This is a genomic window from Streptomyces sp. NPDC056222 (assembly GCF_042264065.1).
GTDB lineage: Bacteria > Actinomycetota > Actinomycetes > Streptomycetales > Streptomycetaceae > Streptomyces.
In genome coordinates this window covers 26285-44734 of the sequence record NZ_JBHJTL010000025.1, presented here as the reverse complement: position 1 = coordinate 44734, position 18450 = coordinate 26285, and the positions used below count along the sequence as shown (strand labels likewise).

Genomic DNA, 18450 nt, shown 5'->3' with positions numbered 1-18450 from the left:
GGAGGCCCTTCATGGTGGCGTCAGGACGTCGTCACGTCGCGGACGCGGAGGCGCCAGAGGCCCGTCGTGACGAAGGCCAGGGACAGGGCCGTCAGTGTCAGCAGCGGGCCCCACGCCATGTCACCGCCCGGCAGCTTCGGCAGGTGCCCGAAAGGGGACAGGTTCAGGATCGACCGCGGAAGATCCAGCGCCGGGCCGATCCAGCCGAGCGCCAGGCACAGGCCCGCCGCCCCCCACCCCGCAACCGCCGCCCCGGGGAACGCGCCCCACAGCAGCACCGCGAGCCCCGCCAGCGTCCAGATCGCGGGGAGTTGCGCCAGCGACGCGCCCAGGATCGGACCGAGGTCCGAGCCGTACGAGACGTACAGGCCGAAGCCGCTCAGCAGCATGACCAACGCAGCGCCCCCGAAGGCGATCAGCAGATGCCCGGCCGCCCACCGCACCCGCCCCACCGCGTTCGCCAGGATCGGTTCCGCCCGCTGCGACGTCTCCTCACCGTGCAGCCGCAGCACCGAACCCACCGCGTACAGCGCCGCGATCATCCCGAACAGGCCCACCATCGTCGCGAGGAACGCGTTGGTCAGCCCCGTCTGGCCCCCCATCCGCTCGAAGATCTGCCGCGCCTGCTCGTTGTCGCCCACGATGTCCGCCGCGCCCTCGACCATCCCGCCGAAGACGATCCCGCCGAGCAGGAAGCCGATCGACCAGCCGAGCACACTGCCCCGCTGCAGCCGCCAGGCGAGCGCGCCGGCCGTCCCGAGCAGCCCCTCCGCCGGGCCCGGCCGCGTCGGCAGGAAGCTCATGCCCACATCGCGCCGGCCGGCCAGCTCGTACGCCACCGCCGCCTGTACGAGCACGCCCGCGCCGATCAGCAGCAGAACCCACCACCGCTCACCCGCGAAGGCACGCACGTTCTCGGCCCAGCCGATCGGCGAGAGCCACGTCAGCACCGACGAGCCGTCCGCCGTCCCCGCGTCCCCCGCCGCCCGCAGCACGAAGGCAAGACCCAGCACGGCCGCCGTCAGGCCCTTCGCGAGCCGCGCGCTCTCCGTCAGCTGCGCCACGATCGCCGCCATCGTGGCGAAGAGCATCCCCGTGCCGCCGACCGCGAGCCCGAGGGCGAGCGCCCCGCCCGCACCCTGACCGGCGAGTCCGGCCGTGATCAGGAGCGCGACGGCCGTGTTGGCGACGAGCGCCGCGAGCAGCGCGGCGGTCAGCGGGGCCCGGCGGCCCACCACCGCCGAGGAGAGCATCTCCTGACGCCCGGTCTCCTCCTCTTCCCTGGTGTGCCGAACGACGATGATCAGGCTCATCACGGCCGCGAGAACGGCGGCGAAGGTGCTGAAGCGCCAGGCCACCAGCCCGCCGAGGGAGTCGCTGAACACCGGCCCGTACAGCGAGCGCATCGAGCTGTTGGCGTTCATCGACGTGGCCAGCTCGGTCCGCTGTTCCTGGGTGCCGTACAGGCCCTCCAGGGAGCCGACGCCGCTGGCGACCATGCCGCCGGTCACGAGCGCCCAGATCGGCAGCATCACGCGGTCGCGGCGCAGCGCCAGCCGCGCCAGGGACCCGGTCCCGGTCAGATGCACGGCGAGCGTGCTCATCGCGCGGTCACCTCGACAGTCTCGTCGGCGTAGTGGCGGAGGAAGAGCTCCTCCAGCGTGGGCGGAGTGCTCGTCAGCGAACGCACTCCCGACTCGGTCAACGAGCGCAGCACCGCGTCGAGCTTGTCGGTGTCGACCTGGAGCCGCACCTTGTGGCCCTGGACGGCGAGATCGTGGACGCCGGGGAGGTGCGCGAGCCCGTTCGGCGCGCCGGCGAGTTCGGCGGTGACGCTGGTACGGGTGAGATGGCGCAGGTCCGCGAGCGAACCGCTCTCCACCGTCTGCCCCTTGCGGATGATGCTGACCCGGTCGCAGAGGGTCTCGACCTCGCTGAGGATGTGCGAGGACAGCAGGATCGTGCACCCGCGCTCGCGCGCCTCGGCGACACAGCTCTGGAAGACCTCCTCCATCAGCGGGTCGAGGCCACTGGTGGGTTCGTCGAGGATGAGCAGGTCGACGTCGGAGGCGAAGGCGGCGACCAGGGCGACTTTCTGGCGGTTGCCCTTGGAGTACGTCCGCCCCTTCTTCGTCGGGTCGAGCTCGAACCGCTCGATCAGATCGGCCCGCCGCGCCTTGTCGAGTCCCCCGCGGAGCCGGCCGTAGAGGTCGATGACCTCGCCGCCGGAGAGGTTGCGCCAGAGCGTCACGTCACCGGGGACGTACGCGATCCGGCGGTGCAGCTCGACGGCGTCCTTCCACGGGTCGCGGCCGAGGAGCTGGGCGGCGCCGGAGTCGGCCCGCAGCAGCCCGAGCAGGACCCGGATGGTGGTGGACTTCCCGGCGCCGTTGGGTCCGAGGAAGCCGTGGACCTCACCGGTCTCGACCGCGAGGTCGAGGCCGTCCAGCGCATGCGTCCGCCCGAAGGACTTGTGCAGTCCGGCGATGGTGATTGCCTTCGTCATTCTTCAGAACGTACGCTACTTTCACAAAATTGTGAAGTTAAGGAACCGTATAAAGTTGGGGGATGAGCGAGATGACGACGACCGGTGCCGGCGGCGACGGCAACGACGAGGCCGTGTCCCGGTTCGTGGAGCGCTTCGCCGCCGAACTCACCGAGGCCGGCATGCAGCGGATGGCATCACGCGTGTTCGCGGCGCTGCTGGCCTCGGAATCGGCGTCCATGACCTCCGCCGAACTGGCGGAGCAGCTGCAGATCAGCCCGGCCGCCGTCTCCGGAGCCGTCCGGTACCTCAACCAGGTCGGCATGGTCAGCCGTGAACGCGACCCCGGCTCGCGCCGCGAGCGCTACGTCCTTCACAACGAGGTCTGGTACGAGACGATCACCCGCCGCGACCAGATCCTGGTCCGCTGGGAGAAGGTCCTCCGGGACGGCTCCGAGATCCTCGGTACGGGCACGGCGGCGGGGCGGCGGACGGCCGAGACCGCGGAGTTCTTCGAGTTCCTCCAGGAGGAGATGCTCGGGATGATGGGCCGCTGGCGGGAGCACAGGGCGGCCAAGGCGAAGGCCGAGGCCGAGGCGTAGGCCCGGGCCTCGGCCCGGGTCCGGGCCGGGCCTCGGTCCGCGTCTGGGTCCGGGCCTCGGTCCGGGTCTGGCGGGCCTCGGGTCTGGGTCCGGGGCGTGGGCGGTCGGGGTCAGCCGCTCGTCGCGATGTCGGCCGCGGCTTCGGCGTCGGCGGTGCGTTCGCCCTCGGATCCCGTCTCGGATCCGTTCTCCGGCCCGGGTTCCCACCGCAGCAGATCCCCCGGCTGGCACTCCAGTACCTCGCAGAGCGCCGCGAGCGTCGTGAAGCGCACCGCCTTCGCGCGGCCGTTCTTGAGCACCGCCAGGTTCGCCGGCGTGATCCCGACGCGCTCCGCGAGCTCCCCGACGGACATCTTCCGCCTGGCCATCATCACGTCGATGTCGACGGTGATCGGCATCAGATCACCTCGTCCAGCTCTGCCCGCATCGCCGTCGCCTCGACATCGCGCGCGACGGCCTGGGCGAGCAGCGTCCGCAGGACGAGCACGATCAGCGCGACCCCCAGGATCGCCAGGCCGATCCCGCCCATGATCACGGTGACGCCGGGATCCTCCCGCTGACCCGGTGCGTTGAGGGCCGTGACCGCGAACCACACGAGGGAAGCCGCCACGATCGCGCCGATCACGATGTCCACGTACCGGAACGCGGTGTGGGAGAACACGGTTCCGCGTCTCACCATCGTCACCAGCCGCCATACGCAGACCAGGGCGACCTGGGCCGACGCCAGGCCCAGGATCGTGAGCACGCGCAGCGGGGTCAGCGGGAGGGATCCGTCCTCCGGGTCGTTCCCGCTGACCAGCGTCCACACCATCAACGCCTGTACGAGCGCGGTGCCGGTGAGCACCACCACGAGCACGGCGCGCAGCGCGAGCACCGTCAGTCTTCCCATCGTCGCTCCTTCAATCGAGTCACGATGGAAATCTATTGATAATCGATAGGCATGGCAAGTGCTGAGCCCATGCGTCCGCCCGAAAGCGCCTCACGCCTTGGGCAGCGTCAGCCCCCACGCCCCTTCGCGCACCACCCACGTCCGTCTGCGCACCGGCCCCGACACCACCGTGTCCGCGCGGTAGCGGAAGTCCGGGCCCGAGACCGTGAGCGTGTGGGCGCCGGTGTGGATGGGAGGCGCGGACGGGGGGTGGATGGTGATGTCCGCCACGCCGGCCACGGAGTGGACGCTGACCCCCTCGACGGGGGCGTTCACATCGCTGAGCAGGACACCGTCCGCCTCCACCCGGAGGCGGTGCGTGCGCACCGCGAGCTGGGAGGGGGCGGGCCGGACCAGGGTGCGGACCAGGGAACGGCAGGTGTCCCAGACGGAGGGCGCGGCATCGGTCACCGTGCGCCCCGGCGTCGCCGGGATGCTCAGGTCACCGAGCACGACCCCGTCGCTGTCGTCGACCAGCAGGTCCAGGCGGCGTACGGCCCCGTCGAGCACCGCCCGCGCCGCCGTCACCGCGCTCTGCGGCACGCCGAGCGCGTACGCGACTTCCAGGGATCCCGGGGCGCCGATCGGGACCAGGGACAGAGCCCCGTCCGCGAGCTCACGCTCCCGGTGCAGGACCGTCACCGTCCGTAGCAGCGTGCGGTCGTCGCCGACCACCACAGGGCGGCGGGAGCCCCGCCGCGCAAGGGCCCGGAAGAATTCTTCCGGGCTGTCCGGAAGACAGATCTTCGTCTCTGCTCCCGCACACAACACATCTTTCGCGATCCGTACGGACTCGCCGTCACTTCGGCGGGCGACCGGGTCGATGACCACCAGCAGCTGGTCGTGAGCCGACACCTCGGTCCTTCCTCGGGTAGCATCTTTGTGCAAGAGCCCCTTGCGCTATTGCGCCAGGGGCTTCGTCTATTCCGGGGCACACCGGTGAGGCGGCATTATGGCCCCCTGACCTTGGACATGCCCCGCCCGGAAGGGGTGTACGCCTGTGCCCGCACTTGTGCTGCTCGGTGCTCAGTGGGGTGACGAGGGCAAGGGAAAGGCCACCGACCTCCTCGGTGGATCCGTTGACTATGTAGTGCGTTACCAGGGCGGCAACAACGCCGGCCACACCGTCGTCGTCGGCGACCAGAAGTACGCGCTCCATCTTCTCCCTTCCGGAATCCTCTCCCCGGGGTGCACCCCGGTGATCGGAAACGGCGTCGTCGTCGACCCGGCGGTCCTGCTCTCCGAGCTGAGCGGACTGAACGAGCGCGGCGTTGACACGTCCAAGCTCCTGATCAGCGGCAACGCGCATCTGATCACGCCGTACAACGTCACCCTCGACAAGGTGACGGAACGGTTCCTCGGGAAGCGCAAGATCGGCACCACGGGTCGCGGCATCGGCCCGACCTACGCCGACAAGATCAACCGCGTCGGCATCCGGGTCCAGGACCTGTACGACGAGTCGATCCTCACCCAGAAGGTCGAGGCGGCGCTGGAGGGCAAGAACCAGCTGCTCGCCAAGCTCTACAACCGCCGCTCCATCGACGCCGCGCAGATCGTCGAGGAGATGCTCCAGTACGCGGAGCAGATCAAGCCGTTCGTCGCGGACACCACCCTGATCCTCAACAACGCGCTGGACGAGGACAAGGTCGTGCTCTTCGAGGGCGGCCAGGGCACGCTCCTGGACGTCGACCACGGCACGTACCCCTTCGTCACCTCCTCGAACCCGACCGCGGGCGGCGCCTGCACCGGCGCCGGCGTGGGTCCGACGAAGATCAGCCGGGTCATCGGCATCCTCAAGGCCTACACGACCCGTGTCGGCGCCGGCCCGTTCCCGACGGAGCTGTTCGACGAGGACGGCGAGGCGCTGCGCCGCATCGGCGGCGAGCGCGGTGTCACCACCGGCCGTGACCGTCGCTGCGGCTGGTTCGACGCGGTCATCGCGCGGTACGCGACCCGGGTCAACGGCCTGACGGACTTCTTCCTCACCAAGCTCGACGTGCTGACGGGCTGGGAGCAGATCCCGGTCTGTGTCGCGTACGAGATCGACGGCAAGCGCGTCGAGGAGCTGCCGTACTCGCAGACCGACTTCCACCACGCGAAGCCGATCTACGAGATGCTGCCGGGCTGGTCCGAGGACATCACCAAGGCGAAGACCTTCGCGGACCTGCCGAAGAACGCGCAGGCGTACGTGAAGGCGCTGGAGGAGATGTCGGGCGCGCCGATCTCGGCGATCGGCGTGGGCCCGGGCCGCACGGAAACGATCGAGATCAACTCGTTCCTGTAGGAAGACCGCACGGGTTGTGGGCAATCGTTCCGCAGTGGGGGTCCCCCCAGGGCGCCAGCCCTAGGGGGAGGAACGGGTGGGCACAACCCACGACGGCGCCCCACCGTACGGCGCCCTCTCAGTCACCGGAGCCCAGGCCCGGCGAGGGGGCGCCGTCCGTTGTGTCCAACCACAACAGGGCGGCGCCTACGCGTCCAGCTTCGTGTCGCGGCCGACCTTCTCCCACGTCGTCACATCCGACCGCACCTGCTCCAGGTGCCCCAGGATCGTGTCGATCGAGTCGTCGCCCAGCGCCAGCCTCAGCGGCGTCTCCTCCGCGTCCAGGGCGGCCAGGACCGCTGCCGCCGCCTTCGCCGGGTCCCCCGGCTGCGTGCCGCCGCTCGTCTCCACGTACGTACGGGTCGCCCCCACCGTGTCCGCGTAGTCGGCGATCCCGTCCGCGCTCGCGCTGCGGTTGCCGAAGAGGCTCGTGCGGAAGGCGCCCGGCTCCACGATCAGGACATCGATGCCCAGCGGGCGGACCTCGTCGGCCAGCGCCTCCGACATGCCCTCCAGGGCGAACTTCGTCGCGCTGTACGCGCCGAAGCCGGCCATCGACATCTGCCCGCCCACGCTGCTGAGCTGTACGATCGCGCCCGAGCGGCGGGCCCGCATCAGGGGCAGGACCGCGCGGGTCAGCGCCGCCGGGCCGAAGACGTGCACGTCGAAGAGCGAGCGGAGCTCCGCGTCGCCGGTCTCCTCGACCGAACCGACGTGCGTGCGGCCCGCGTTGTTCACCAGGACGTCGATACGGCCGTGGCGCTCGGCGACCTCGCCCACGACCCGGTCGATCGCGGCCGTGTCGGTGACGTCGAGCGCGACCGCGTCGACCTGGTCCGGGTGGGCGGCGACCAGGTCGTCCAGGGACGCGACCCGGCGGGCCGCGGCGACGACCACGTCCCCGGCCGCGATCGCCGCCTCGGCGAAGGCGCGTCCGAAACCGCTGTTGGCACCCGTGATCAGCCAGACCTTGCTCATATGGACCGTTCTCCCTCGTTTCGATGACACAACCAGCCTGTGCCACAGGGACATTGCCGGTCCAAGACCTGCCGTGATAGCCCATGGTTATGACCATGGACGTGCACGGGCGGGACCTGCGGTACTTCGTCGCCGTCGCCGAGGAACTGCACTTCACCCGAGCCGCCGAGAAGCTCTACGTCTCCCAGCCCGCGCTGAGCAAGCAGATCAGGGCCCTGGAGCGGCAGCTCGGTGCCCCGCTCTTCGACCGTGACCGGCACGGCGTCCGCCTCACCCCCGTCGGTACGGCGCTGCTTCCGCACGCCCGTGCCGTGCTCGCCGCCTGGGCGGAGGCGGACGAGGCCGTGCGGCGGGCCCGCGCCGTCGAGCAGGCCACCCTCGTCGTCGGGATGTCCACCAGCCCGGGCCGGGGCGGGCTGCTGCCGGCGATCCGCTCCCGCTTCACCGAGGCCCACCCGGAGATCCGGCTGAAGCTGCGGCAGGTGGGCTGGGAGGACCCGACGGCCGGGCTCGCCGACGGCAGCAGCGACGTCGCCTTCGTCTGGCTGCCCCTGGCGGACGCCGAGCGCTACCGCTGGGCCGTCGTCGCCACCGAACCCCGCCTGGTCGCCCTGCCGGAGACTCACCCGCTCGCCGGGCGCGAGCGTGTCGACTTCGCCGAGCTCCTCGACGAACCGTTCCTCGCGCTGCCCGCCACCACACCCGAACTGCGCGACCACTGGCTGGCGCTGGACGCGCGCGACGGCCGGCCCCCGGTGATCGGCGGGGAGATCGCCAGTACGGACGAGACCTACGAGGCGCTCGTCGACGGCCTCGGTATCTGCCTGGTGGCCGCGGGCAACGCGCCGCTGCTCACCCGGGGCGGGGTCGTCGTCCTGCCCGTCGACGGGGTGTCCCCGAGCCGCTTCGCCCTGGCCTGGCGCGCGGACGACACCCGGCAGCTCGTCCAGGACTACGCCCGAGCGGCGGCGACACGCACTCTGCCCTGAATCCCTCTCGTCAACTTCCCTTTCTCCGGTCACACTTGTCGACCCGTCGTCGGAATCAGGGGGACTCATGGCAGAAGAACCGAAGGCGCCACCACCGCCTTCCACACCGCCGCGGCCGTGGAAGGCGGCCCCGCCGGCGCCGCCGTCCGCGCCACCGGTGGTCGGGGACGTGGTCGAGGTCAAGCTGAGCAAGCGACTGCTCTGGGTCGACGGAGCGGCGTATCCGCTCCAGAACATCGCCCGCGTCTACACGTTCACGCTCCACCCGCGCCGCGCCGAGGCCTTCGTACGCTTCATGAAGCGGATGGCGGTCCTCCTTCTGGTGGGGCTGCTCCTGGCCTTCGTCACGGAGGAGACCTCCCTCGGCTCGTCGTCCTACGAGAACGACTCGGACCCGGTCACACCGTTCCTCTGGTTCATCGTGGTGTGCCTGGTGATCTACTTCGTCGGCGACATGCTCAGCGTGGTGCTGGCCAAGTCCCACTTCGTCCTGGCCGTCGAGACGTCCGGCCCCTCGCAGGCCGTCGTAACCAGCCGGGACCGTGCCTACCTCAGGCAGCTCGTCCACACCCTCGCGGAGGCGATCGAGAACCCGGACAACGAGTTCGCGGTGAAGGTCGAACGGGTGATGATCAGCAATCCCGCCAACTACTTCTTCGGCAACGCCGTGAACATGTACGGCGGCAGCGGCAACGTGGGGATGTCCAACGGATGAGCGGCGACAACTACTTCTACGGCAACACCGTCAACATGCACGACGGGACGAACAACACCGGCATGGTGAACCACCAGTCGGGGACGGTCGGCGCCCAGGCCACCTCTCCCGCAATGGAGGCCGCCGTGCAGGAGCTGCTCCGCCTGCTCGTGGAGCTGCGCGGCAACGTGCCCGCGGGAACGGCACAGTCCCTCGACGCCACCCTGCCGGCCATCGCCGCCGGTCCGGCTGCCGAGCCGGAGGAGCGGCGCCGGGCGCTGGACCGGATCGCGGAGATCGCCGGGGCGGCGGGCGCGATCGGCGCTCCGCTCGTCGCGGCGGTCGAGCGCGTGATCGCGCTGCTCTAGGCCCGACCTCTCGGCCGACGCGCCCTGACGATGGGACCCTGTGGCCCAGCAGGGCGCGCCGCCAGGCCGCCCCCAGGGCCTGTGTGGGGTCGTCATCAGACCTCTCACAGGCCCTAGCTGCGGAAGTATTCGCCCGGCTCCCCGTCCAGCATCGGGAACACCAACAGCTTGTCCCGCCCCTTGAAGGGGACGATCGACAGATAGCCGGAGATGTCGGCCCGCTCGCAGTCGCGGTCGGAGGCGTCCGGGTCCGACGTTCCCGGGCCGATGATCAGGGGCGTTCCTGATCCGGCGAGGATCGCGGTGAAGGTGCAGGCGACCGAGTCGGGGGTCGGGTTGCCCTCGTCGTCGGTGCGTGGGTAGACGTGCACACGGCGGAAGACGGTGGCGCCGACAGGGCCCTGGGTGATGGTCACCTCGTCGCTGTAGCGGTCGACGTTCTCACCGAAGATCAGCGGGTCGTTCTCCATCTTCCACCGGCCGAGGAACTGCGTCGGCACGATGTTCGTGCCGGTCTTGGCCTTGCGGAAGGTGGTCTTCGCGGCTCCCGAGGTCCACTCCAGGACCTCGGGGGAGCGCAGGGTGAGGGTCTGGTGGGCGGCGGGCGTGCAGCGCTGGGCGGGAACGCTCGTGGTGACGTCGGATTCGCCGAGGACCACCTTGTCCTCGTCGGCGGAGACGAGCCGGGAGCGGCCCATGCACAGCTGATCCTCGTTCACCTGGACGTAGACGGCGGTCTTGGCGCCCATGGCGCCCTGGCCGATCTCGATCCGCATGGTCGCCCTGGGGTGGTCGGCCGAGCCGCGCTGGACGCCCTCCCACGCACCGAGGAACGCCGCCGGCACGATCCCCGCCGGGCGGGCGGACACGTCACCGGTCTTCCCGCGTGCCTGGTTCTTCTGCTCGTCCATGCCCTTGTCCGGGTCGGGCCAGAAGACGTACGTGAGCGTGGCCGCCGCGGCGAGCACGAGGGCCGTCGCGGCGGCGATCAGGCCGGTGCGCCGCCGCTTTCCGGTCGCCTTCGGGGCGGGAGGCGGTGTGGGGTCGTCCGGGCGGGCCGGTGTGCCGTCGGTGGCGGTCGACTCCGCCTCGGCCTCCAGGACCCGGGCGGCGTGGCGGCCGAGGCGGGCCAGTACCTCCGCCGGCAGCCACGGGTCGGCGACGGTGATCGTCTCCACCAGCTCGGTGGCGGAGGGCCGGGCCGCCGGGTCCTTGGCCAGGCAGGCCCGCACCAGGCCGGCGAGCTCGGGCGGGACGTCGGTCAGGTCGGGCTCGTCGTGGGCGATGCGGAACATCGTGGCGTGGACGCCGCTGTCCGCCGTACCGAACGGGGAGCGGCCCGTCGCCGCGTACACGAGGACCGAGCCGAGGCAGAAGATGTCCGATGCCGGGCTCAGCTTCTCGCCGCGCACCTGCTCGGGGGACATGAAGCCGGGGGAGCCGACCACCGCTCCGGTGCTGGTCAGTCCGCCGTCGGTGATCGTGTCGACGGCGCGGGCGATGCCGAAGTCGATGATCTGCGGGCCGTCGACGGTGAGCAGCACGTTCGAGGGCTTCAGATCGCGGTGGACGAGCCCGGCGGTGTGCACATGGGTGAGCGCCCGCGCGAGCCCGGACGCCAGGGACCGTACGGTCGTAGGGGGCAGCGGCCCGAACTCGTCGCCCACCACGGTCCGCAGCGACGGCCCCGGTACGTAGCCGATGGCCACCCAGGGGGCTTCGGCGGCCGTGTCCGAACCGAGGACCGGGGTCGTGCCCGTGCCGCCGACCCGCTCCAGGGCGGCGACCTCACGGGCGAACCGGCGCCGGAACTCGTCCTGCGCCGCCAGCTCGGTGTGTACGACCTTCACCGCGACCGTCCTGCCGCCGGCCGAACGCGCCAGGAACACCCGACCCATCCCACCCACGCCAAGTCGGCCGAGCAGGCGGAACGGGCCGATGCTGACCGGGTCTTCCGTGTTCAAAGGCTCCACGTCGAAAGAGGATGCCAGACCGGTCCCGCCGGTTCTCCCTCCCGTTGTCACCCTTCACCGCAGATCCGCAGGCCCTTGGGTGTCGCGCAGGGCAGGTGCCCGTGGGTGCGGATCACGTCCTGGCCGCTGCCACGGCTCAGGTAGGTGAGGAAGCTGGAGGTCAGCGAGTCGGCCGGCGGCTCTCCCCAGGTGTAGGCGTACTCGATCTCCCGGTACGGGTACGTCGACTCGCCGATCTCGTCGACGTTCGGCACACGGTTGTCGATCGACACCCGGTGCAGGCCCTTCAGTCCGGTACCGGAGCGGAGTTCGGTGTAGCCGATGGCACCCGGGAGCTTGGCGACGGTCGACACCACCTGGTCCGTGGTGTCGAGTTCGCAGCGGACGACCGGTGCCCCCGGGTCGTCCTTGGTCACGCAGTCGAGCGAGGAGTTGGCGGGCTCGTTGCGGCCGAGGACACGGCGCTGGAAGACCTCCCGCGTACCGGAGTTGGCGCCCCTGCTGACCAGCAGGACCGGACGGTCCGGCCCGCCGGGGATCTGGTTCCAGTTGGTGATCTCGCCCCGGTACAGGCGGCGGACCTCGTCGATGGTGAGGTTCGTGACCGGTATCTCGTTGTTCAGAACGAGCGTGAACAGGGAGACGGCGACCATGCTTTCCCGCAGCTGCGGATAACCGCCGGGCTTGCGCCCGTCGGAGAGGGCGATGACGGCAGGGGAGCCCTTGGAGCCGCTCTCGGCGCCGACCGTCGCCAGCTCCCTGATGCCGGCCGTCGAACCGTGCGCGTCCACCACGACCGTGGCGCCCTCGCAGTCCTTCTCGTACTTCTTCGCCAGCTCCCGCGCCACCGGGGCGAACGCGGTCGACCCGGTGACCGTGAGCGTGCCCCGGGCGCAGCCGATCGGCGGCGGCGTCTCGCTGCGGACGATGATCGTGGCGAGGGCGAGCACACAGGCGGCGAGGACGAGGGTGATGTTCCGGGCGGCGGGGCTGAACGTCGGTCTGCGGTCGTCGACGCTCATGCTCTTGTTGTGGTGGACCTCGACCGTCTCATGGAAGCCGTTGATCCGGATCGCGCCTTCGACCACGCTGCCGGAGAGCAGGACGAGCAGCTTGAAGTACTGCTTCCGTTCGAGCGAGACCTTGGGGATCAGGACGGAGTTCTCGTGCTTGCGCAGCCCGAGCCCGGCGGCCATGTCGATCTTCACCGGCTCGAACGCGCGCGGGATCGTCGCGACGACGGCCCGCACGAGCCGGTCGCCGAAGGTGACCTTCAGCCCTCCGGTGTCGTCCCCCTGGGTGTATTCGCCGTGGGTGATGTCCCGCAGACCGTCGTTCTCGATCCGGAGCAGCACGAGCGTGGACCCGTTGGAGTCGCCGATGTCGCCGTCCCACAGCGTCAGGTCGCCGGCGGTCTCGCCCGCGTCGCGGAGCGGGGTGTTGAGCTGTACGCGGTAGCCGAGCCTCCTGCCCCGCTGGAGGAAGCGCTCGTACGCGACCACGCCGGCGGAGACGAGGACACCGAGGAGCGCGGTGACCACGGCGATGACGTTCTCAGCGGTAAGCCAGTCCACGAGCGAGACGGTACGGACGCGTGTGCGGTTCCGCGGGGGAGGTCGCATCCCGCCACATGGAGTTCTCCCTTCGTTCAGCGGCGGTCGCGGGGCCGCACGGGTTGGCGGAGCATGTGTTGCCGGGGGTGAGGACCGTGGGTGTAATGGCCACGAGGGGGCCTGTCGGAGAGGAACCCCATGCGTGTCGTCGAAGTGACCGCCTACGGTGGCCCTGAGGTCCTGAGGATGGCCCGCCGGCCCGAGCCCGAGGCCGGAGACGTCCCGGGACGGGTACGGGTGCGCCTGAAGGCGGCCGGTGTGAACCAGGCGGATCTGCGGATCCGCGCCGGTGTGTACGCCGACGAGGTCGGTGACCTCAAGCCCCCGTTCGTCCTCGGGACCGACTTCGCGGGCAAGCTCCTCGATCCGGTGCCGGGCATGGCGGCCGGGACCCGCGTGGCCGGGTTCGTGCCCTGGTGGGAGGAGCTGACGGGCGAAGGCACGTACGCCGAGGTCGTACGCGTCGCCCCGGAGTGGGTGGCCCCGATCCCGGACGACGTGGACTACACGGTGGCCGCCTCCATCCCGCTGGCCTCTGCCACCGCCCAGCAGAGCCTCGACCGGCTCGGGCTCCCCGCTGGGTCGACGCTGGTCGTGACCGGCGCCAGCGGGGTGGTCGGCCGCCTCGCGCTGCAGTACGCCGCGGCGGCCGGACTGCGGGTGGTGGCCGTCGCCCACGAGGGCGACGAGCACGAACTGAAGGTCCTCGGCGCGGAGCACAGCGTCACCCGCGGCACACCCGAGGACGTGGTCCGGAAGGTGCTGGACTTCGTCCCGGAGGGGGTCGACGCAGTCTTCGACGGGGCGCTCCACGCAGCTCCGGTTCTCCCAGTGGTGAAGGACGGCGGCGCCTTCGTCGCGCTCGCCGCCAACCGGACGCCGGCCCCCGAACGGAACATTCGCGTCGAGACCGTCCGCGGGAAGCCGGACGCCGCACGGCTGAAGGAGACCCTGGAGAAGGTGGCGGATCGGGAGATCATCACCCGGGTGGCCGACGTCATGCCCCTGGAGGAGGTCGCGGAGGCTCACCGCAGGGCGGAGGCGGGGCACCGGCCGGGCCGCATGATCCTGATGATCTGAGACCCGGGGGCGCTGACACGACCGACGCTCGGCGCAGGGCAGGCCCAGCCGGACGCGGCGTCGGCAGCTCGCGCGGCCAGCCACGGCGCCGCTCCCGTGGCCGGTCACGGTGCTGGTCCAACAGCCGGCCAACGCGCCGCTCCCGCGGTCGGCCGCCGTGCCCCGGGGGCCTCGTGCGCTACAGCCCCAGTCCATGTCGGTCCGCCCAGTCCGTGATCGCGGCCGCGATCTCCTTCGGGCGGTCCTCCGGGGCCTGGTGGCCGGCCGGGCCGCAGTGGGTGGTCTCCAGCGCGGCTATGTTCGCCTCGCACCAGGCCGCCATCGGCGGGTCGACCATCAGGGTCGGTGAGCCGTCGAAGGTCAGGAGGAGCTTCGGCACGTCCGTGCTGTCCGCCAACCACGTGTCGTACGCCTCGATGCGGGAGACGACCTCGGCCGGCTCGCCGTCCAGCGGCATCGCGCGCGGCCATTCGAGCATCGGACGCCGGGACTCGGGCGTCGGGTACGGCGCCCGGTAGACATCGAGGTCCTCCTCGCCCAGACCGGTGAGCACGGTCTGCGTGAAGGAGTCCTCGATGAAGAGGTTCTTCTCCAGGACCAGCTCCTCGCCGACCCCGGGCGTCTTGAACGCCTTGAACCGGTCCCGCGCCTTCTCCGGGAACTCCTCCCAGCTCATCGGCCGCAGGATCGTCTCCATGAACGCCGCACCCCGCACCCGCTCCGGGTGCCGGGCGCCCCAGTCGAAGGCCAGCGACCCGCCCCAGTCGATCCCCACCAGCACGACCTCGTCGAGCCCGAGCGCCTCGAACCAGGCGTCCAGATACCGCGCCTGGTCCGCGTACGTGTAGTCGAGGTCCGGCTTGCCCGACCGCCCCATCCCGATCAGGTCCGGAGCGAGCAGCCGCCGCCCGCCGCCGACGGCCGGGAGGACATGGCGCCACAGGTGGGAGGAGGTGGGGTTGCCGTGCAGGAAGACGAGCGGGGCGGCACCCGCGCCGGCAGCGCTGCCGACTGCGCCCGACTCCTCGTAGTACATCGTCGAGTCGAGGACATTGATCGTCGCCATGATCCGTTCACTCCTCTAACGTTTATTACCCTAACGTTTATGCCGCTAATGAAGCTACATCGTTCGGACGACTAACGCAAGGGGTAATCTGCGGTCATGACGACGGACAGCGGAGGCGATGCCTCCGAGATGGATGAGCGCCAGACCCCGGCCCGCCTCCGCGGTCTGCCCAGCCGCCTGCTGGCCCTGACCGCCGCCCGCGCGGACCGCCTGATCAGCGAGGGGCTCGCGGGGGAGGACGCCCGTAAGTGGCACTACGCGGTGCTCGCCTCGCTCGACGAGTACGGCCCGACCAGCCAGGCCGGCCTGAGCCGCCGCACCGGCATCTACCGCAGCGACCTCGTCGCCGTCATCAACGAACTCGCCGAACGTGGGCACGTCGAGCGCACCCCCGACCCCGAGGACCGCCGACGCAACGTCATCACCCTGACCGAGCAGGGCGGTAGTCATCTGGAGCGCCTGGACGAGGTGTTCGCAGGAGTCCAGGACGAGCTGATGGAACCCCTGTCGAAGCTCGAACGCGAGCTGCTGACAAGCCTGTTGGAGCGCGTCCTCAACCACTGAGCCCGGCCGCGAGTGGTTCGACCGCCGATTGTCACAAGTGATGGTCTAGACCTTGACAGGTCCAGACCAAAGACGCTTCGCTGGCCTTCCCCCACGGAAAGGCGAGTTCATGAAGCGACGTCTGCTCATCCTCCTGTCCGCACTCTGTACGGCTGTCGGGCTGGCCGTGTTCATCCCGGCAACCTCGGCGGGCGCCGCGCCCGCCTGCGTCGCCGCCTGGAACTCCGGCAGCGTGTACACCGGCGGCATGACCGCCTCGTACAACGGCCACAACTGGTACGCCAAGTGGTGGACCCAGAACGAACGCCCCGGCTCGTCCGACGTCTGGCGCGACGAGGGTTCCTGCGGCGGAGGCGGTACGACCCCGAACCCCTCCGGATTCGTCGTCTCCGAGGCCCAGTTCAACCAGATGTTCCCGAGCCGGAACTCCTTCTACACGTACAGCGGTCTCACGGCCGCCCTCAGCGCCTACCCCGGCTTCGCCAACACCGGAAACGACACGGTGAAGAAGCAGGAGGCCGCCGCCTTCCTCGCCAACGTCAGCCACGAGACCGGCGGTCTGGTCCACATCGTCGAGCAGAACACCGCCAACTACCCGCACTACTGCGACAGCAGCCAGCCCTACGGCTGCCCCGCCGGCCAGGCCGCCTACTACGGCCGCGGCCCCATCCAGCTCTCCTGGAACTTCAACTACAAGGCCGCGGGTGACGCCCTGGGCATCGACCTGCTCAACAACCCGTACCGCGTCGAGCGCGAGGCGCCCATCGCCTGGAAGACCGGCCTCTGGTACTGGAACACCCAGAGCGGCCCCGGCACGATGACCGGCCACAACGCCATGGTCAACGGTGCGGGCTTCGGCCAGACGATCCGCTCGATCAACGGCTCGCTGGAGTGCGACGGCAAGAACCCGGCGCAGGTCCAGAGCCGCGTGAGCAAGTACCAGCAGTTCACGCAGATCCTCGGCGTGCCGACCGGCGCGAACCTGTACTGCTGACGCCCCCGTACGGACACGCCGGTTCCCGGGACCCTCGGCGGAGGGCCCCGGGAACCGGCGTGTCGAGCATCAGTACCTGTTGACGAAGCCCCACCAGCTCGAACCCTTGCTCTGGCAGTAGCCCGCGGTCGCGGGAGTCGCTGCGATGTGACGCAGGACGCCGGTGTTGCACTGCGCCTCGGTGGAGTACGACGAGAGGCAGCGGTAGCCCGCACGGGGCGTCGGCGAGGTGGGAGGCGGCGGACAGGACATGATCACGACATCGGACGCCGACGCTTGGGACGGCGACGCTTGGGACGACGCGGCCTGTGCGGGCGCGGCCTGCGCCGGAGCGGCCATGGCGCCCAGCGCGAGCGCGGCACCGATGCCTGCGCTCGCGAATAACGTGCGAACAACCATGCTGATTGACACCTCCGTCGTGTGGGCTCCGGAGACTCCGGGGCCTGACGGGGCACCACTCTGGTCGCGTCCGGCGAACCCGCTCAAGGCATGGTCCCGTCCGGGACGCGTCCGGGACAGGGCCCGGACGAGGCCCCGGACAGGGCCGGGACGACGTCAGTCCTGACAGGCGGCCAGGAACGCGGACCAGGAGGCCGGGGCGACGACGAAGGTGGGACCGTCGGGGACCTTGGAGTCGCGAAGGTGGACGGAGTGGGGGCAGGTGGCGATCTCGACGCAGTCGCCGCCGCCGCTGTCGCTGTAGGACGACTTCCTCCAGTCGAAGGCCACTTCGACGCAGTTGCCGCCGCCATCGTCGCTGTAGCTGGATTTGAACCAGCGCAGGTTCTCGCTCATCTCAGTTCTCCTGCCAACCGCTCGATGAGGCCCAGCGACCCGCGCGGGTCCAGGGCCTGTGCCCGGATCTTCGCATACCGCTGAGTGTGCGTACTGACCTTTGCCCGCTCGGTGATCAGCAGGCTCTCGCCCTGGATCTCCAGGAAAGTCACGCGGTCGTGGGCCGGGGTCTCGACCAGGTTCAACTCGCCCCGGGCACCTGCGTACTCACCGCCCAGGCCCGCGTCCAGCGGCAGGACCTGAAGGTTCACGTTCCTCCTCCGCGCGCACTCCACGAGGTGCGTGAGCTGCTCGCGCATGATCTCCGCGCTCCCGATCGGCCGCCGCAGCACCGACTCGTCCAGCACCAGTTCGATCTCGCACGTCGGCTTGCGGTCGAAGAGCGCCTTGCGGGCCATACGCCCGACCACCAGCTCTTCCACCCGCTCCGGCGTCGGCTCCGGATAACCACCCGCGATCAGCGCCCGCGCGTACGCCTCCGTCTGGAAGAGCCCGTGCACGACATGGCTGGCGTACAGGCACAGGCTCACCGCCTTCTGCTCGATCGGCGCGTACCCCCGGAACTGCTCCGGCAACTTCTCCAGCCGCACCAGCTCCCGCATCTCCTCGAAGATGCCCGTACCGTCCCCCAGCACCTCCTCCAGCTTCACCAGCATCTCGTCGCTCACCGGTTGCGAAAGACACTCCATGGCGCTGATCGCCGCGCCGGTGTAACCCATTCGCGCCCCCAACTGCTCCTGCGCCCAGCCCTTCTTCAACCGCAATCTCTTCGCCACCGCGGCCGCCATCCGCGCCGCCGGACCCGCCGTTTCCTTGTTCTCCGCACGCGCCATTACCGTCCCCATCCGGACTCAACCGATCTCAACCGGTCTCAACTGCTCTCCGCCGAATTCGACTGCCTGTAAGGTGCGTTGGCGCAGGTCAAGGGGTTGCCGACGCGCCCTCCTCAGTCGTGGAAAACGCTAGCTTCGGCGCGGGAACATGTCCTCGTGAATGTA

At 70.3% G+C, this 18450-nt stretch carries 20 protein-coding genes; 8 read left to right on the top strand and 12 right to left on the bottom strand.

Going from position 1 to position 18450, the window contains the following annotated elements:
• Positions 1-20 precede the first annotated feature (20 nt).
• Both ACFC0D_RS14830 and ACFC0D_RS14825 read right to left on the bottom strand, forming a co-directional pair.
• Positions 21-1604 carry an ABC transporter permease gene (locus tag ACFC0D_RS14830; protein ID WP_376434869.1) on the bottom strand — a complete coding sequence of 528 codons (1584 nt, stop codon included), beginning with the start codon at positions 1602-1604 and terminating at the stop codon, positions 21-23.
• Positions 1601-2506, bottom strand: a complete 906-nt coding sequence (locus ACFC0D_RS14825) for an ATP-binding cassette domain-containing protein (protein ID WP_376434867.1) — start codon at positions 2504-2506, stop codon at positions 1601-1603. The genes ACFC0D_RS14830 and ACFC0D_RS14825 overlap by 4 nt, the downstream gene beginning before the upstream one ends.
• Positions 2507-2568: 62 nt before the next feature.
• Between ACFC0D_RS14825 and ACFC0D_RS14820 the strand changes: the two genes are divergently transcribed.
• Positions 2569-3087, top strand: a complete 519-nt coding sequence (locus ACFC0D_RS14820; RefSeq protein WP_376434865.1) for a GbsR/MarR family transcriptional regulator — start codon at positions 2569-2571, stop codon at positions 3085-3087.
• A gap of 110 nt (positions 3088-3197) precedes the next feature.
• Here ACFC0D_RS14820 and ACFC0D_RS14815 read toward each other — a convergent pair whose 3' ends face one another.
• The 3 genes from ACFC0D_RS14815 to ACFC0D_RS14805 form a co-directional block, all read right to left on the bottom strand.
• Positions 3198-3485: a helix-turn-helix domain-containing protein gene (locus ACFC0D_RS14815; protein WP_376434863.1), complete on the bottom strand. Its 288-nt coding sequence runs from the start codon at positions 3483-3485 to the stop codon at positions 3198-3200.
• Complete coding sequence (locus tag ACFC0D_RS14810; RefSeq protein ID WP_376434861.1) at positions 3485-3976, bottom strand: DUF2975 domain-containing protein; 492 nt, start codon at positions 3974-3976, stop codon at positions 3485-3487. Before ACFC0D_RS14810 ends, ACFC0D_RS14815 begins: the two co-directional genes overlap by 1 nt.
• A 90-nt stretch (positions 3977-4066) precedes the next feature.
• Positions 4067-4870 carry a diacylglycerol kinase gene (locus ACFC0D_RS14805; protein ID WP_376434859.1) on the bottom strand — a complete coding sequence of 268 codons (804 nt, stop codon included), beginning with the start codon at positions 4868-4870 and terminating at the stop codon, positions 4067-4069.
• A gap of 145 nt (positions 4871-5015) precedes the next feature.
• Here ACFC0D_RS14805 and ACFC0D_RS14800 point away from each other — a divergent pair, with 145 nt between their 5' ends.
• On the top strand, positions 5016-6299 hold the full coding sequence (locus ACFC0D_RS14800; RefSeq protein WP_376434857.1) for an adenylosuccinate synthase: 1284 nt from the start codon (positions 5016-5018) through the stop codon (positions 6297-6299).
• A gap of 186 nt (positions 6300-6485) precedes the next feature.
• Here ACFC0D_RS14800 and ACFC0D_RS14795 read toward each other — a convergent pair whose 3' ends face one another.
• Entirely contained in the window at positions 6486-7316 is an 831-nt protein-coding gene (locus ACFC0D_RS14795; RefSeq protein ID WP_376434855.1) for an oxidoreductase, read from the bottom strand.
• An 89-nt stretch (positions 7317-7405) separates the two neighbouring features.
• Between ACFC0D_RS14795 and ACFC0D_RS14790 the strand changes: the two genes are divergently transcribed.
• From ACFC0D_RS14790 to ACFC0D_RS14780, 3 genes are all read left to right on the top strand, one after another.
• A complete protein-coding gene (locus ACFC0D_RS14790) occupies positions 7406-8305 on the top strand; it encodes a LysR family transcriptional regulator (RefSeq protein ID WP_376434853.1) in 900 nt (299 codons plus the stop codon).
• A gap of 67 nt (positions 8306-8372) precedes the next feature.
• A complete protein-coding gene (locus tag ACFC0D_RS14785; RefSeq protein WP_376434851.1) occupies positions 8373-9020 on the top strand; it encodes a DUF6232 family protein in 648 nt (215 codons plus the stop codon).
• Complete coding sequence (locus ACFC0D_RS14780; protein WP_376434849.1) at positions 9017-9367, top strand: hypothetical protein; 351 nt, start codon at positions 9017-9019, stop codon at positions 9365-9367. Before ACFC0D_RS14785 ends, ACFC0D_RS14780 begins: the two co-directional genes overlap by 4 nt.
• Before the next feature lie 113 nt (positions 9368-9480).
• Here ACFC0D_RS14780 and ACFC0D_RS14775 read toward each other — a convergent pair whose 3' ends face one another.
• Both ACFC0D_RS14775 and ACFC0D_RS14770 read right to left on the bottom strand, forming a co-directional pair.
• On the bottom strand, positions 9481-11340 hold the full coding sequence (locus ACFC0D_RS14775) for a serine/threonine-protein kinase (RefSeq protein ID WP_376434847.1): 1860 nt from the start codon (positions 11338-11340) through the stop codon (positions 9481-9483).
• Positions 11341-11387: 47 nt separating this feature from the next.
• Complete coding sequence (locus ACFC0D_RS14770) at positions 11388-12914, bottom strand: PstS family phosphate ABC transporter substrate-binding protein (RefSeq protein WP_376434845.1); 1527 nt, start codon at positions 12912-12914, stop codon at positions 11388-11390.
• A 177-nt stretch (positions 12915-13091) separates the two neighbouring features.
• Between ACFC0D_RS14770 and ACFC0D_RS14765 the strand changes: the two genes are divergently transcribed.
• Positions 13092-14033: an NADP-dependent oxidoreductase gene (locus ACFC0D_RS14765; RefSeq protein ID WP_376434842.1), complete on the top strand. Its 942-nt coding sequence runs from the start codon at positions 13092-13094 to the stop codon at positions 14031-14033.
• Positions 14034-14211: 178 nt separating this feature from the next.
• Here ACFC0D_RS14765 and ACFC0D_RS14760 read toward each other — a convergent pair whose 3' ends face one another.
• Entirely contained in the window at positions 14212-15099 is an 888-nt protein-coding gene (locus ACFC0D_RS14760; RefSeq protein WP_376434840.1) for a haloalkane dehalogenase, read from the bottom strand.
• A gap of 96 nt (positions 15100-15195) precedes the next feature.
• Between ACFC0D_RS14760 and ACFC0D_RS14755 the strand changes: the two genes are divergently transcribed.
• The gene (locus ACFC0D_RS14755) at positions 15196-15663 is read left to right on the top strand and encodes a MarR family winged helix-turn-helix transcriptional regulator (RefSeq protein ID WP_376434838.1); all 468 of its coding nucleotides are present in this window, start codon (positions 15196-15198) and stop codon (positions 15661-15663) included.
• A 109-nt stretch (positions 15664-15772) separates the two neighbouring features.
• Complete coding sequence (locus ACFC0D_RS14750; protein ID WP_376434836.1) at positions 15773-16657, top strand: glycoside hydrolase family 19 protein; 885 nt, start codon at positions 15773-15775, stop codon at positions 16655-16657.
• A 69-nt stretch (positions 16658-16726) separates the two neighbouring features.
• Here the strand turns inward: ACFC0D_RS14750 and ACFC0D_RS14745 are convergent, their stop codons facing one another.
• From ACFC0D_RS14745 to ACFC0D_RS14735, 3 genes are all read right to left on the bottom strand, one after another.
• The gene (locus ACFC0D_RS14745) at positions 16727-17056 is read right to left on the bottom strand and encodes a hypothetical protein (RefSeq protein ID WP_376434834.1); all 330 of its coding nucleotides are present in this window, start codon (positions 17054-17056) and stop codon (positions 16727-16729) included.
• Positions 17057-17212: 156 nt separating this feature from the next.
• The gene (locus ACFC0D_RS14740) at positions 17213-17452 is read right to left on the bottom strand and encodes a DUF397 domain-containing protein (protein ID WP_376434832.1); all 240 of its coding nucleotides are present in this window, start codon (positions 17450-17452) and stop codon (positions 17213-17215) included.
• Positions 17449-18285: a helix-turn-helix transcriptional regulator gene (locus ACFC0D_RS14735; RefSeq protein WP_376434830.1), complete on the bottom strand. Its 837-nt coding sequence runs from the start codon at positions 18283-18285 to the stop codon at positions 17449-17451. The genes ACFC0D_RS14740 and ACFC0D_RS14735 overlap by 4 nt, the downstream gene beginning before the upstream one ends.
• Between the last annotated feature and the right edge of the window lie 165 nt (positions 18286-18450).

Coding starts and splice junctions, on each gene's coding strand:
- ACFC0D_RS14790 (WP_376434853.1), top strand. CDS start 7,406: ATGACCATGGACGTGCACGGGCGGGACCTGCGGTACTTCGTCGCCGTC.
- ACFC0D_RS14735 (WP_376434830.1), bottom strand. CDS start 18,285: ATGGCGCGTGCGGAGAACAAGGAAACGGCGGGTCCGGCGGCGCGGATG.
- ACFC0D_RS14740 (WP_376434832.1), bottom strand. CDS start 17,452: ATGAGCGAGAACCTGCGCTGGTTCAAATCCAGCTACAGCGACGATGGC.
- ACFC0D_RS14830 (WP_376434869.1), bottom strand. CDS start 1,604: ATGAGCACGCTCGCCGTGCATCTGACCGGGACCGGGTCCCTGGCGCGG.
- ACFC0D_RS14815 (WP_376434863.1), bottom strand. CDS start 3,485: ATGCCGATCACCGTCGACATCGACGTGATGATGGCCAGGCGGAAGATG.
- ACFC0D_RS14820 (WP_376434865.1), top strand. CDS start 2,569: ATGAGCGAGATGACGACGACCGGTGCCGGCGGCGACGGCAACGACGAG.
- ACFC0D_RS14765 (WP_376434842.1), top strand. CDS start 13,092: ATGCGTGTCGTCGAAGTGACCGCCTACGGTGGCCCTGAGGTCCTGAGG.
- ACFC0D_RS14750 (WP_376434836.1), top strand. CDS start 15,773: ATGAAGCGACGTCTGCTCATCCTCCTGTCCGCACTCTGTACGGCTGTC.
- ACFC0D_RS14825 (WP_376434867.1), bottom strand. CDS start 2,506: ATGACGAAGGCAATCACCATCGCCGGACTGCACAAGTCCTTCGGGCGG.
- ACFC0D_RS14780 (WP_376434849.1), top strand. CDS start 9,017: ATGAGCGGCGACAACTACTTCTACGGCAACACCGTCAACATGCACGAC.
- ACFC0D_RS14755 (WP_376434838.1), top strand. CDS start 15,196: ATGACGACGGACAGCGGAGGCGATGCCTCCGAGATGGATGAGCGCCAG.
- ACFC0D_RS14785 (WP_376434851.1), top strand. CDS start 8,373: ATGGCAGAAGAACCGAAGGCGCCACCACCGCCTTCCACACCGCCGCGG.
- ACFC0D_RS14760 (WP_376434840.1), bottom strand. CDS start 15,099: ATGGCGACGATCAATGTCCTCGACTCGACGATGTACTACGAGGAGTCG.
- ACFC0D_RS14810 (WP_376434861.1), bottom strand. CDS start 3,976: ATGGGAAGACTGACGGTGCTCGCGCTGCGCGCCGTGCTCGTGGTGGTG.
- ACFC0D_RS14795 (WP_376434855.1), bottom strand. CDS start 7,316: ATGAGCAAGGTCTGGCTGATCACGGGTGCCAACAGCGGTTTCGGACGC.
- ACFC0D_RS14745 (WP_376434834.1), bottom strand. CDS start 17,056: ATGGTTGTTCGCACGTTATTCGCGAGCGCAGGCATCGGTGCCGCGCTC.